The organism is Bradyrhizobium sp. AZCC 1719, assembly GCF_036924525.1.
GTDB lineage: Bacteria > Pseudomonadota > Alphaproteobacteria > Rhizobiales > Xanthobacteraceae > Bradyrhizobium.
On the sequence record NZ_JAZHRU010000001.1, the window covers coordinates 1,159,455 to 1,172,994 of the forward strand.

The 13,540-nt window shown below is 63.2% G+C and carries 13 protein-coding genes and 1 pseudogene; 10 read left to right on the forward strand and 4 right to left on the reverse strand.

Annotation, left to right across the window (positions count from 1 at the left end; all coding sequences use genetic code 11):
* Positions 1–14: 14 nt before the first annotated feature.
* The 9 genes from yidC to dapE all read left to right on the forward strand — a co-directional run bounded on the left by yidC (position 15) and on the right by dapE (position 9,082).
* Complete coding sequence (gene yidC / locus V1292_RS05605) at positions 15–1,865, forward strand: membrane protein insertase YidC (RefSeq protein ID WP_334370920.1); 1,851 nt, start codon at positions 15–17, stop codon at positions 1,863–1,865.
* 132 nt (positions 1,866–1,997) lie between these two features.
* A complete protein-coding gene (yihA, locus tag V1292_RS05610) occupies positions 1,998–2,648 on the forward strand; it encodes a ribosome biogenesis GTP-binding protein YihA/YsxC (protein ID WP_334370922.1) in 651 nt (216 codons plus the stop codon).
* On the forward strand, positions 2,648–3,019 hold the full coding sequence (locus V1292_RS05615; RefSeq protein ID WP_334370924.1) for a DUF423 domain-containing protein: 372 nt from the start codon (positions 2,648–2,650) through the stop codon (positions 3,017–3,019). Before yihA ends, V1292_RS05615 begins: the two co-directional genes overlap by 1 nt.
* 247 nt (positions 3,020–3,266) lie before the next feature.
* Positions 3,267–4,163 carry an acetylglutamate kinase gene (gene argB / locus V1292_RS05620; protein ID WP_028347942.1) on the forward strand — a complete coding sequence of 299 codons (897 nt, stop codon included), beginning with the start codon at positions 3,267–3,269 and terminating at the stop codon, positions 4,161–4,163.
* Between the two features lie 194 nt (positions 4,164–4,357).
* Positions 4,358–5,344, forward strand: a complete 987-nt coding sequence (locus V1292_RS05625) for a DUF1036 domain-containing protein (protein ID WP_334376949.1) — start codon at positions 4,358–4,360, stop codon at positions 5,342–5,344.
* A 178-nt stretch (positions 5,345–5,522) separates the two neighbouring features.
* On the forward strand, positions 5,523–6,221 hold the full coding sequence (locus tag V1292_RS05630; RefSeq protein WP_334370926.1) for a pyrimidine 5'-nucleotidase: 699 nt from the start codon (positions 5,523–5,525) through the stop codon (positions 6,219–6,221).
* A gap of 182 nt (positions 6,222–6,403) precedes the next feature.
* Entirely contained in the window at positions 6,404–7,249 is an 846-nt protein-coding gene (gene dapD / locus V1292_RS05635) for a 2,3,4,5-tetrahydropyridine-2,6-dicarboxylate N-succinyltransferase (protein WP_065743880.1), read from the forward strand.
* 71 nt (positions 7,250–7,320) lie between these two features.
* Positions 7,321–7,935, forward strand: a complete 615-nt coding sequence (locus V1292_RS05640; RefSeq protein ID WP_334370928.1) for a DUF805 domain-containing protein — start codon at positions 7,321–7,323, stop codon at positions 7,933–7,935.
* The gene (dapE, locus tag V1292_RS05645) at positions 7,928–9,082 is read left to right on the forward strand and encodes a succinyl-diaminopimelate desuccinylase (RefSeq protein WP_334370929.1); all 1,155 of its coding nucleotides are present in this window, start codon (positions 7,928–7,930) and stop codon (positions 9,080–9,082) included. The genes V1292_RS05640 and dapE overlap by 8 nt, the downstream gene beginning before the upstream one ends.
* Positions 9,083–9,290: 208 nt before the next feature.
* Here dapE and V1292_RS05650 read toward each other — a convergent pair.
* The 4 genes and pseudogenes from V1292_RS05650 to def all read right to left on the reverse strand — a co-directional run.
* A pseudogene (locus V1292_RS05650) lies at positions 9,291–9,605 on the reverse strand (GIY-YIG nuclease family protein); the annotation flags it as partial.
* Between the two features lie 11 nt (positions 9,606–9,616).
* Entirely contained in the window at positions 9,617–10,354 is a 738-nt protein-coding gene (gene truA / locus V1292_RS05655; RefSeq protein ID WP_334370930.1) for a tRNA pseudouridine(38-40) synthase TruA, read from the reverse strand.
* Positions 10,355–10,505: 151 nt separating this feature from the next.
* Positions 10,506–11,441 (reverse strand): methionyl-tRNA formyltransferase, encoded by a 936-nt coding sequence (fmt, locus tag V1292_RS05660; protein ID WP_334370931.1) that lies wholly within the window; start codon positions 11,439–11,441, stop codon positions 10,506–10,508.
* Positions 11,442–11,581: 140 nt separating this feature from the next.
* Entirely contained in the window at positions 11,582–12,109 is a 528-nt protein-coding gene (gene def, locus V1292_RS05665; protein WP_334370932.1) for a peptide deformylase, read from the reverse strand.
* 182 nt (positions 12,110–12,291) lie between these two features.
* Between def and V1292_RS05670 the strand changes: the two genes are divergently transcribed.
* Positions 12,292–13,500: a DNA recombination protein RmuC gene (locus V1292_RS05670; protein ID WP_334370934.1), complete on the forward strand. Its 1,209-nt coding sequence runs from the start codon at positions 12,292–12,294 to the stop codon at positions 13,498–13,500.
* The last annotated feature ends 40 nt before the right edge of the window (positions 13,501–13,540 follow it).

Below are 13,540 nucleotides of genomic sequence, written 5' to 3' on the forward strand. Positions count from 1 at the left end.
AGACCTCAAAAACGATGACCGACAACCGCAACACCATCCTCGCCGTCATTCTGTCCGGCCTCGTGCTGATCGCCTGGCAGTATTTCTACAACATGCCGCAGATGGAGCGGCAGCGTGCGCAACAGCAGACCCAGGCTGAACTTAACAAGTCGCAGCCGCCGGCGACCCCGGGCGCCACCCCGCAGCCGGGCTCGACGCCCTCCCCCGGCGCGCCCGCCGGCCAGCCGGCCCAGCCGGTCGTCAACCGCGACACCGCGATTGCCGCCTCGCCCCGCATCAAGATCGAGACGCCGCGGATTTCCGGCAGCATCGCGCTGAAGGGCGCGCGCATCGACGATCTCGCATTGGAGAAATTCCGCGACACCGTCGATCCGAAGTCGCCGGCGATCGTGCTGTTCTCGCCCTCGGGGACGGCGCATCCGTATTACGCGGAATTCGGTTGGGTCGCCGCCTCCGGCTCGACGGCCAAGCTTCCCGACCGCGAAACGGTTTGGCAGCAGGAAGGCTCCGGCAGCCTGAGTCCCGAGAGGCCGGTCACGCTGAAATGGGACAATGGCGAAGGTCTCACCTTCCGCCGCACCATTGCGATCGACGACCGCTATCTTTTCACCATCAAGGACGACGTCACCAACGTCGGCAATGCGCCGGTCACGCTCTATCCGTTCGCCCTTATCTCCCGCCACGGCACGCCGGAGGTCTCGGGCTACTACATCCTGCATGAAGGCCTGATCGGCTATCTCGGCGACCAGCGCCTGCAGGAATACAGCTACTCGAAGATCGACGAAGCTAAGTCGGTCGCCTTCAACGTCACCAATGGCTGGCTCGGCATCACGGACAAATACTGGGCGTCGGCGCTGTTGCCGGACACCACCGCCAGGCTGCAGGCGCGCTTCTCCTCCAACCTGACCGGCACCAAGCGCACCTACCAGACCGACTACCTGCTGGATCCGCAGACGATTGCGATCGGCGGCACCGGCAGCGCCAATGCTCGGCTGTTCGCCGGCGCCAAGGAGGCCAGCGTCGTCGGCATCAACTTCCCGTTTGCCGGCCATGGCGGCTACAACAAGCAGCTCGGGCTCAACCAATTCGATCTATTGATCGATTGGGGCTGGTTCTACTTCATCACCAAGCCGATGTTCCTGTTGCTCGACTATTTCTTCCATCTGGTCGGCAATTTCGGCGTCTCCATCCTGCTGGTGACGGTGCTGATCAAGCTCTTGTTCTACCCGCTCGCCAACAAATCCTATGCCTCGATGGCGAAGATGAAGTCGGTGCAGCCGCAGCTCGCCGCGCTGAAGGAGCGCTATCCCGACGACCGCCAGAAGCAGCAGCAGGAGATGATGGAGATCTACCGCAAGGAGAAGATCAACCCGATCGCGGGCTGCCTTCCCATTGCGCTGCAGATTCCGGTGTTCTTCTCGCTCTACAAGGTGCTGTTCGTCACCATCGAAATGCGGCACGCGCCGTTCTACGGCTGGATCAAGGACCTTTCGGCGGCGGATCCGACCAACCTGTTCAATCTCTTCGGTCTGCTGCCTTTCGATCCGACGCACATACCGGTGATCGGATTTTACCTCGCGCTCGGCGTCTGGCCGATCATCATGGGCATCACGATGTGGTTCCAGATGAAGCTGAACCCGACGCCGCCGGATCCGACCCAGAAGATGATCTTCGACTGGATGCCGCTGATCTTCACCTTCATGCTGGCGGGCTTCCCGGCGGGTCTCGTGATCTACTGGGCCTGGAACAACCTGCTCTCGGTGATCCAGCAGAGCTACATCATGCGAAAGAACGGCGTGAAGGTGGAGCTGTTCGACAATCTCAAGGCGACGTTCGCGCCGAAGAAGGCCGCCGAGAAGACGTGATAATCGCGTTTGCTCGCAATGTCCTCCGTCATTGCGAGCGGAGCGAAGCAATCCATACCTCAATGCGGGGATAGATGGATTGCTTCGTCGCTACGCTCCTCGCAATGACGGCGTGAGATCGAGTACCTTCGCATGACCGCCGAAACTGATGCGGAGCTGATCGAAGAGGGACGAAAACTCTTCGCCGGCGAATGGAAGTTCGTCTGGGCCGCGCCCTCGATCGAGACGCTGCCGCCGATGGCGGGCATGGAGGTGGCGTTTGCCGGCCGCTCAAATGTCGGCAAATCGAGTCTCATCAACGCGCTCACCGGCCGCAACGCGCTGGCGCGCACCTCTCATACACCGGGCCGCACCCAGGAACTGATCTTCTTCGAAGGGCCTGACAGGGCCGGGCTGCGGCTGGTCGACATGCCCGGCTATGGCTATGCCTCGGCGCCGAAAACCAAGGTCGCCTCCTGGACCAAGCTGATTCATCAATTCCTGTTAGGACGCGCCACGCTGGCGCGGGTCTATGTGCTGATCGACGCGCGCCACGGCATCAAGGATGTCGATCAGGACGTGCTGAAGACGCTGGACAAGTCAGCGGTGAGCTACCAGGTGGTGCTGACGAAGGCGGACCAGGTGAAGGCCGCCGAGCTTCAGAGCAATATCACCGAGACAACGGCCGCGCTCGCCAAGCATCCGGCGGCGTTTCCGGATGTATTGGTGACCTCCTCGCGCACCAGTGCCGGCATGCCGGAATTGCGCGCTGCGATGGTGCGCCTGTTGAAGGAGCGTGGCTGATGAACCGCGCCGGCCGCATCCTGATCGTGCTCGCTGCCATCATGGGCGCTGACGGCGTCATGCTGGCGGCAGCCTCCGCCCATGGCGCGGATGCGTCGCGGCTGGTGTCGGCGTCGTCGATGCTGTTGTTTCACGCCAGCGCGGTATTGGGCGCGGTCGCGTTGGCCGAGCGCGGGATCGTTCACGCGAAAATCGGCATCGCGGCCGCTTTCGGCTTCGTTCTCGCAGCGAGCCTGTTCGCCGGCGATTTGACACTGCGGCACTATGCCGGACATGGGCTGTTTACGATGGCCGCGCCCACCGGGGGGACACTGGTGATTGCGAGCTGGCTGGCGCTGGCGGTTTCGGCGGCCTGGCCGAAGCGGGGGTGAATCTTCCCTTCTCCCCTTGTGGGAGAAGGTGGCATAGGCGGCCTTTGGCCGCCGTCTCTTAGAACGCCGATGCTTCGCATCGGCTACGGCGCCGGATGAGGGGTCTGCATCCGCGGAAAGAACCCCTCACCCGTCTCCCACAAGGGGAGTGGGAAGTAAGACGCCTCCGCAATCCCCCCACTTTGCGCCCTGCCCGCCAATCGGATAGAACCCGGCCCGACATCCGAAAATGGCGAGACCCGCTTTCATGACATCAGCGCAAGATATCAGCCCGCTCGATCAGGCCCGCATCCTGTCGGAAGCGCTCCCGCATATGCAGCAATATGACGAGGAAACCATCGTCATCAAATATGGCGGCCACGCCATGGGCGCGGAGGAAACCGCCAAGGCGTTTGCGCGCGACATCGTGCTTCTGGAGCAGACCGCGATCAATCCGGTGGTGGTGCATGGCGGCGGTCCGCAGATCGCGACCATGCTGAAGCGGCTGGGCATCCAGTCGGAATTTGCCGCCGGGCTGCGCATCACCGATGCCGCCACGATCGAGATCGTCGAGATGGTGCTGGCGGGCTCGGTGAACAAGCAACTCGTCGGCTACATCAACGAAGCCGGCGGCAAGGCCGTCGGGCTGTCCGGCAAGGACGGCAACATGGTGAAGGCGACCAAGACGTCGCGGACCATGGTCGATCCGGATTCGAACATCGAGAAGGCGATCGATCTCGGCTTCGTCGGCGATCCCGACAAGGTCGATCTCACGCTGTTGAACCAGTTGATCGGCTATGAACTGATCCCGGTGCTGGCGCCGCTGGCGACCTCGCATGACGGCCACACCCTCAACATCAACGCCGACACGTTTGCTGGCGCGGTCGCCGGTGCGCTCAAGGCCAAGCGACTATTGCTGTTGACCGACGTTCCCGGCGTGCTCGACAAGTCAAAGAAGCTGATTCCGGAATTGTCGGTGAAGGACGCGCGAAAGCTGATCGCCGACGGCACGATTTCCGGCGGCATGATTCCGAAGGTCGAGACCTGCATCTACGCGCTGGAACAGGGCGTGCAGGGCGTCGTCATCATCGACGGCAAGATGCGGCACGCGGTGCTGTTGGAGTTGTTCACCAATCAGGGCACCGGCACGCTGATCCATAAGTGATGCACGAGCGGCAAAAGGAAGTCGTCATGGTCGGGCATAGCCGTCCAAAGGACGGCGTCGCTTCCGCTAGCCTATGCCCGGCCATCCACGCCTTTATCGGCTGCAGCAGGAAAGACGTGGATGCCCGGAATCAATCCGGGCAGGACGAGCGGAGAATGCAGCGGCAGGCGCGTTCAGCGTTCGCACGCTTCCTGATGTCGCTGCCGGCCGCAATGATCTCGCTGTTCGTTTCCGCGCTGCCCGCGTTCGCCGACTTAAAGCTCTGCAACCGCATGAGCTACGTCGTCGAGGCCGCGATCGGCATCGACGAGAAATCGGCGACCGCGACGCGGGGCTGGTTCCGGATCGATCCGGCCGCCTGCCGGGTGGTGCTGCAGGGCGTGCTGACGGCCGACCGCATCCTGTTGAACGCGCGTGCGCTCGGCGTCTACGGCGCCTCGCCGATCCCGCAGAACGGCAGCGACACGCTGTGCATCGCGCCGGACAATTTCGTCATCGCCGCCGCCCGCCAGTGCCGCGGCAACCAGACGCCGGCGCCGTTCACCCAGATCACGCCGACGCGGACCGACGACGGCAACCTTGTCGCCTATCTGGCCGAAGATTCCGAGTATGACGACGAGCAGGCGCGGCTCGCCGGCATCCAGCGGCTCCTGGTGATCGCGGGCTATGACGCCGCGCCGATCGACGGCGTCGACGGGCCGAAGACGCAGGCCGCCTTGAGCGCCTTTCTGAAGAGCCGTGGACTGGCGGCCGAAATCGTGCAGTCGCAAAACTTCTTCGCCACCATGATCGACGCCGTGCAAAAGCCCTCCTCCACAGGGCTAACCTGGTGCAACGACACGCCGCACAAGATCATGGCGGCGGTCGCCACCGACGACGGCAAGGCGGTGACCAGCCGCGGCTGGTACCGTATCGATCCCGGCAAGTGCCTGCATCCCGATGTGATCGGCCAGCCCAAACAGGTCTATAGTTTTGCCGAAGCCGTCGACGGCGAAAGCCGCGCCATCAAGTACCGGGACAAGCCACTGAACTGGGGCGGCCCGAAACAGCTCTGCACGCGCGAGAGCAAGTTCGAGATATCCGAACAGGGCGATTGCGGCACGCGCGGACTTGCCGCAATCGGCTTTGCGCCGGTCGATATGAGTAGCGGCGGCAAGACGCTGCGATTTGCGATGCCGTGATGCCTATGCGCGCCCGCCTCAATCCCCTCCCGTCATCACCCGCGAAGGCGGGTGATCCAGTACTCCGTGACATCTGTTATTACTCTCGAAGGCCGCGGCGTACTGGATGCCCCGCCGGAGCCTGTCATCGGGCTCGCCGGAGGCGAGACCCGGTGGCGGGGCATGACAGCGAAGAGGTATGATGAGATCTCCCCGCTCCTTCAGCCACATCGACACCTGGGTGTTCGATCTCGACAACACGCTGTACCCGCATCACGTCAATCTGTGGCAGCAGGTCGACGCGCGGATCGGCGAGTTCATCAGCGCTTACTTGAAGATATCAGCGGAAGAAGCCCGCGTGATCCAGAAGGATTATTACCGCCGTTACGGCACCAGCATGCGCGGCATGATGACCGAGCACGGTGTGCACGCCGACGATTATCTCGCTTACGTACACAAAATCGATCACTCGCCGCTGGAGCCGAACCCGGCGATGGGCGCGGCGATCGCAAAACTTCCGGGGCGCAAGCTGATCCTGACCAACGGCTCCACCGACCATGCCGACGCGGTGCTGGAGCGGCTCGGCATCACCCAACATTTCGAGGCGGTGTTCGATATCATCGCCGCCGAGCTGGAGCCGAAGCCGGCGCCGCAGACCTACGACAGGTTCCTGCGCGTCCACGGCGTCGATCCCCTGCGATCGGCGATGTTCGAGGATCTCGCCCGCAACCTCGTGGTGCCGCACCAGCTCGGCATGACCACGGTGCTGGTGGTGCCTGACGGCGCCAAGGAAGTGGTGCGCGAGGACTGGGAGCTGGAAGGCCGCGATGCAGCTTACGTCGATCATGTCACGGATGATTTGACGGGGTTTTTGGAGCGATTGGCGCAATCAAAGTAGGTCGTCATACCCCGCGAAGGCGGGGTATCCAGCAATCACCAGCATCTCGATCAATTACAGCGGCCGCGGCGTACTGGGTCACCCGCCTTCGCGGGTGACGACGGTGAGGGTTTGCCTTGACTCTCCCCCTCCAAATCCCGAAAAAGCCAACCTTGCCCCAATACTCCTCCGAGGAAATCCCGATGTCCCTGTCCGCGCTCGAATCCACCGTCAACACCGCGTTCGATGCCCGCGATGGCATTTCGACGGCGACCAAGGGCGAGGTTCGCGAGGCCGTCGATCACGCGCTTGAGCTGCTCGACAAGGGCGAAGCGCGGGTGGCCGAGCGCGAGGCCTCGGGCAAGTGGAAGGTCAATCAGTGGCTGAAGAAAGCCGTGCTGCTGTCGTTCCGCCTCAACGACATGGGCCAGATTCCCGGCGGCCCCGGCAAGGCGTCGTGGTGGGACAAGGTGCCGTCGAAGTTCGAGGGCTGGGGCGAGAACCGTTTTCGCGATGCCGGTTTCCGCGCCGTGCCCGGCGCGATCGTGCGCCGCTCGGCGTTCATCGCCCGCAACGTCGTGCTGATGCCGTCCTTCGTCAATCTCGGCGCCTATGTCGATGAGGCGACCATGATCGACACCTGGTCGACCGTTGGCTCCTGCGCGCAGATCGGCAAGCGCGTGCATATTTCCGGCGGCGTCGGCATCGGCGGCGTGCTGGAGCCGCTGCAGGCCGAACCTGTGATCGTCGAGGACGATTGCTTCATCGGCGCGCGCTCGGAAGTCGCCGAAGGCGTGATCGTGCGCAAGGGCGCGGTGCTGGCAATGGGCGTGTTCCTCGGTGCCTCCACCAAGATCGTCGACCGCGAGACCGGCGAAACCTTCATCGGCGAAGTGCCGGAATATTCGGTCGTGGTTCCGGGCGCCCTGCCCGGCAAACCCCTGAAAAACGGCCAGCCCGGCCCATCGACGGCCTGCGCCGTGATCGTCAAGCGCGTCGACGAGCGCACCCGCGCCAAGACCAGCATCAACGAATTGCTGCGGGACTGATCGAACCGGGGTCTTTTCCGCGCGACTAACCTACCGGGCCGCGGCATTTGCCGCCGTCCGGAGCGTTCGGCATGAACTGGACCTGGTACCTGTTCCGATTCGATGGCCGCATCAATCGCGCCAAGCTTTGGATGGCGCTGGTCATCATCATGTTCTGGATGATGTTGCTGGGCGGGCTGGCCGTTGCCACGGGCATCGTTCCCACCAAGACAACATTCAGCCTCAGCACCGACGACCTGTTTCGCGTCGTCGATCCCGCCAGCTACCGGTCGTGGTCCTGGGCCGGTATGCCTTCTTTGCTGATCAAAGTGATTGGCACGTCGCTGTTCCTTTGGGTCTATTTCGCCATCTCGATCAAGCGTCTGCATGACCGCGACAAAAGCGGCTGGTGGATGGTGCCGTTCTTCATCCTTCCCGGCCTCTACGACCAGTTCGCTGACCGCCTTCCGGAATCTTATTTCATGATAGTGCCGGCCCTGATTGGCTTCGGGTTGTACATCTGGGGCTTTGTCGAGATGTTCTTCCTGAGAGGCTCGCGAAACACCAACCGTTTTGGCCCCGACCCGCTGGCGTCGCAGCCGCGAGTGGATACGCGGCCGCCGTGGGACCAGCAGAGCGAGATCGAAATGGTGCCGCACAAGGCTGGCCCGCCGCCGGTTTGGCGTGTTAAGCCGGGGTATGAATGACGCCGTTTCGATCACCCGCGACCTCGTCCGCTGCCCTTCCGTAACTCCCGCCGATGCCGGCGCGCTCGGCGTGCTCGAACGCCTACTGAAGGGCGCCGGCTTCGAGGTGCATCGCGTCACCTTCGGCGAGCCGGGCACCGCCGACATCGACAACCTCTACGCCCGCATCGGCTCCGAAGCGCCGCACATCACCTTTGCCGGACACACCGACGTGGTGCCGGCCGGTGACGAAGCCGCATGGAGCCATGGCGCGTTCTCCGGCGACATCAAGGACGGCTTTCTCTACGGCCGCGGCGCGGTCGACATGAAGGGCGGCATCGCCTGCAGCGTCGCTGCCGTGCTGCAATATCTCGCCGGCAACGGCGGCAAGCCGAAAGGTTCGATCTCGTTTCTGATCACCGGCGACGAAGAGGACATTTCGGTCAACGGCACCATCAAGCTGTTGAAGTGGTGCGCCGAGCGCGGCGAAAAATTCGATCATTGCGTGCTCGGCGAACCTTCCAACGTCGAGGTGCTGGGTGACTGCATCAAGATCGGCCGCCGCGGCTCGCAATCCGGCTCGCTCCATGTCGACGGCGTGCAGGGCCATGTCGCCTATCCGCACCGCGCGTCAAACCCGGTGCCGGACATTTCGCGGCTGATCGTGGCGCTCTCCGACGAGCCGCTCGACCACGGCAGCGCGCAGTTTCAGGCCTCCAACCTCGAGTTTACCTCTGTCGATGTCGGCAACACCGCCAGCAACGTCATCCCCGGACAGGCGCGTGCAAAATTCAACATCCGCTACAACGACAACCACACGCAGGAAAGCTTGCGCGCGCTGGTCGAGGAGCGGCTGGCAAAGGCCTGCGGCAACCGCATCCGCGCCCGCATCGTGTGGGAATATTCCAACTCCAACGTGTTCGTGACGAAGCCGGGCACGTTCACCGATCTTGCCGTCAGCGCGATCGAGGAAGTCACCGGACGCAAGCCGGAGCTCTCGACTTCCGGCGGGACCTCGGACGCGCGCTTCATTTCGAGCTATTGCCCGGTGATCGAATTCGGCCTCGTCGGCCAGACCATGCACCAGATCGACGAACGCACGCCGGTGTCGGATCTGGAGAAGCTGACGAAGATCTATCGCGGGGTATTGGAGCGGTATTTCGCTTAAGGAGTGCCAACTCCGCCGTCATGGCCGGGCTCGTCCCGGCCATCCACGTTCTTGGTGCCTCACCGCAACGATCGCATCCGTCATGCCCGGCATTGTGTCGGGCATCCGCGTTCTGACTCAACAATAAGCAAAAAGGACGTGGATGGCCGGGACGAGTCCGGCCATGACGACGAGAGACGCCGACGGAAGGATAACTATTGAGCGATCGAAGATCGTTCCAATCAGGGTTGTCAGCCAAAATCAATCTTACCTTCCATTTTCGCGACCAATGCTTGATGTTGTGCTCACGCTGGATCGCTGCCTGGATGCTCTCGTGATACTCGAAGTAGACGAGGCGCTTGACCGAATATCGCTTCGTAAAGCCTGCGATTAATCCATTCCGGTGTTGGAAGACTCGCCGAACGAGATCGCTCGTCACCCCGACGTGCAGGATGCCGTTAGGTGCGCTCGCCATGATGTAAACGTAGCCGCCGGACATGGGGGGATGATGAAGGACGTGGATGGCCGGGACAAGCCCGGCCATGACGGTGAAGGCTAATACTCCACGCGCACCAGATACAGCCCCTCCGGAGGCGCCACCGGGCCGCAGGCGGCGCGGTTGCGGGCGGCTAAAGCAGCGGCAAGGTCGTCGGCGCTCCAGCGGCCTTCGCCGACCCACACCAGCGAGCCCACCATCGAGCGCACCTGGCTGTGCAGGAACGAGCGCGCCGAGGTGAGGATCGAAATCGCGTCGCCCTCCCTGATCACGTCGAGCTGGTCGAGCGTCTTCTCCGGCGACTTCGCCTGGCATTCGGTGTCGCGGAAGGTCGTGAAATCGTGCTTGCCGAGCAGCCTCTTGGCTGCGGCGTCCATCGCGTCCGTATCGAGATGGCGCGGCACCCGCCAGCTTCGCTTGATATCGAGTGCGAGATTGGCGCGGTGGTTGGTGATCCGGTAGCGGTAGTGGCGTCTCTTGGCCGAGAAACGTGCCTCGAAATCATCAGCCACGATTTCCGCACTGAGCACACCGATCGGATGCGGGCGCAAATGCGCGTTCAGCCCATCGCGCAACCGGCCCGGCGGAAACGGCTTTTGGATATCGCAATGCGCGACCTGCGCCAGCGCATGAACCCCGGCATCGGTGCGGCCCGAGCCATGGACGCGCACGTCCTCGCCGCAGATCGCCTTCACCGCAGTTTCCAGCGCGCCCTGCACGGTCGGCGCGTTATCCTGGATCTGCCAGCCGGAGAATGGCGTGCCGTCGTATTCGATGATGAGTTTGTAGCGGGGCATGTTTACTCGATGTCATGGTCCGCCAACCGGTCCGGCCTTTGGCCGGCCGGATGACAGGCTCCGGCGGACGATCCAGTACGCCGTGAAGTTCATATTTACTCTCAGGGGCCGCGGCGTACTGGATACCCCGCTTTCGCGGGGTATGACAGTGTCACGCAAACCGCGCGCCAGCCTTCAGCGGCGTACCGCGCAGGAAATCTGCGGCCTTCATCCGCGCCTTGCCTTCGCGTTGAAGTTCCAGAATGCGGATCGCGCCGTCGCGGCAGGCGATCGTCAAACCATCGTCGAGCACCTCGCCGGGCGCGCCTGAACCCTTCGCCAACTCGCAGCGCAGAATCTTGATCCGCGCCGGCTCGCCGTCGGCAGCCAACTCGCACCAGGCGCCCGGAAACGGCGACAGCCCGTGAATATGCCGCAGCACCTCGCGCGCCGGTCGCTTCCAGTCGATCCGCGCCTCGGCCTTGTCGATCTTGGCGGCGTACGTCACGCCGTCTTCGCTTTGCTTTTGGAGTTGCAACCCGCCGCGCTCGAGCCCGCCCATGGCGCGCACCATCAGGTCGGCCCCGAGCGGCGCCAGCGCGTCGTGCAGATCGGCGGCCGTCATTAAGTCCGTGATCGCGAGTCGCTCGGCCATCGCGACGTCGCCGGTGTCGAGGCCAACATCCATCTTCATCACCATCACGCCGGTCTCGGCATCACCTTCCATGATGGCGCGATTGATCGGGGCGGCGCCGCGCCAGCGCGGCAGCAGCGAAGCGTGCAGGTTGAAGCAGCCGTAGCGCGGCGCGTCGAGAATGGCCTGCGGCAGGATCATGCCGTAGGCGACGACGACGGCGGCGTCGGCATTGTGCGCGCGGAATTCGGCGAGCGCTTCCGGCGTCTTCAGTGTCGCCGGCATCAGCACGGGAATCCCAAGCCGCCGCGCTTCCTGCTCGACCGGGGTCGGCTGCAATTGCAGCCCACGGCGACCGCCCGGCTTCGGCACACGGGTATAGACCGCCACGATCTGATGGCCATGGGCCACGAGTTCGAGCAGCGTCGGCACTGCAAAATCGGGCGTGCCCATGAAGATCAGGCGGAGTGGCATGAGGTGGAAATCCCGTTACGACGCCAGTTTAGTTCGTCATGGCCGGGCTTGTCCCGGCCATCCACGTCTTTAGTGCAGGCAGAAGAAAAGCGTGGATGCCCGGGACAAGCCCGGGCATGACGGCTGAGAGAGATGCAAAATCACCCCGCCGCGCGCTTGGCGGCTTTCGTAAACTTCTTCATCACGCGGTCGCGCTTCAGCTTCGACAGATAGTCCACGAACAGCACGCCGTTGAGGTGGTCGATTTCATGCTGGATGCAGGTGGCGAACAGCCCGTCGGCGTCCTCCTCATGCACCTTGCCGTCGAGATCGGTGTAGCGGATGCGGACCCGCGCCGGGCGTTCGACCTCCTCGTAATATTCGGGGATCGAAAGGCAGCCCTCCTCGTAGATCGACATTTCCTCGGACGAGGAGATAATTTCCGGGTTGATGAACACCCGCGGCTTCGGCTTGGTCTCGCCGTTCTCGTCCTTCTTGGCGAGGTCCATGGTGATCAATCGCAGGGGTTGCGCGACCTGGATCGCGGCCAGACCAATGCCGGGCGCGTCGTACATGGTTTCGAACATGTCGTCGGCGAGCTTGCGGATCTCCATCGTCACCTTTTCGACAGGTTTGGAGACGAGCCGCAACTGCTTGTCCGGCAGGATGATGATTTCTCTGATGGCCATGATTTTTCTCTGGCGCGGGATTTAAGCCGCTGACCTGCCGGGGTCAATCCGCCGCGGCGGCCGTTAAGGCGCCCTTAACCATGATTTTCAACGCGGCGTTAACCACGAAAATTGATCCATCATTTACCATAAATGTTCCCTCTTCGTTCGCGCAAGCCGGCGAATCGGGCTACAAGGCTGACATGAACGAAATCCTCTTCACCGTCGGCGACCTGCCGATTCACGTGGGCGAGGCGCTGGCGGGCTTCGGCGCGCTGGCGCTGGTGCTGCTGCTGGCGATTGCCATCGTCATCGCCCGCTCCGGCCGCCGCGGCGCGGAACTGGCAATGGCGCAAGCGATCCGCGCCGACGAGCTGGAAGAGCGGCTGAGCGAGATGCTGCGGGCGCAGAGCGAATCGACGGGGCGGGTCGACGCCATGGCGCAGGCGCTGGCCGGCCGCCAGGCCGACATGGCGCGCGCGGTCAACGAGCGGCTGGATTCGGTGACGCATCGCGTCGGCCAGTCGATGGAAGCGACCACCCGCCACACCATGGATAGCTTGCGCGTGCTGCATGAGCGGCTCGGCATCATCGACAACGCGCACAAGAACCTCACCGACCTGACGTCTCAAGTGACTACGCTCCGCGACGTGCTCGCCAACAAGCAGTCGCGCGGCGCCTTCGGCCAGGCGCGGATGGAAGCGATCGTGCAAGACGGCATGCCGCAGGGCTCGTACGAGTTCCAATACACGCTCTCGTCGGGCAAACGGCCGGATTGCGTGGTGTTCCTGCCGGATCAGCGCCCGCTCTGCATCGACGCCAAATTTCCGCTGGAGGCGATGACCGCGCTGCACGACGCGCGCAGCGACGAGGAACGCAAATTCGCCACGCAGCGCCTGCGCAACGACGTGATGAAACACGTCAATGACATCGCCGAGAAGTACCTGATCGCCGGCGAGACCCAGGATACGGCGCTGATGTTCGTGCCATCGGAATCGGTCTATGCCGAAATCCACGATGGCTTTGACGACGTGATCCAAAAAGCCTACCGCGCCCGCGTCGTACTGGTGTCGCCCTCGCTATTGATGCTGGCGATCCAGGTGATGCAGCAGATCCTGAAAGACGCGCGCATGCGCGACGCCGCCGACCAGATCCGCACCGAAGTGCTCAACCTCGGCGACGATCTGGGCCGCCTTCGCGACCGGGTGCTGAAGCTGCAAAAGCATTTTGGCGACGTCAACGAGGACGTCCGGCAGATCCTGATCTCCGCCGACAAGATCGAAAAGCGCGCCGGGCGGATCGAGGAACTCGATTTCAGCAAAAGCGATGCGCCGGTGGAAGTGCCGCGCTTCGTCAAGAACAGCACCCCCGAGCTGTTCCCCGCCCCGCGCAAGCTGCAGGCGGGGGAGTGAGTGACCTACCCGGCCGTAGCCACATAATCGGCTGTCATCG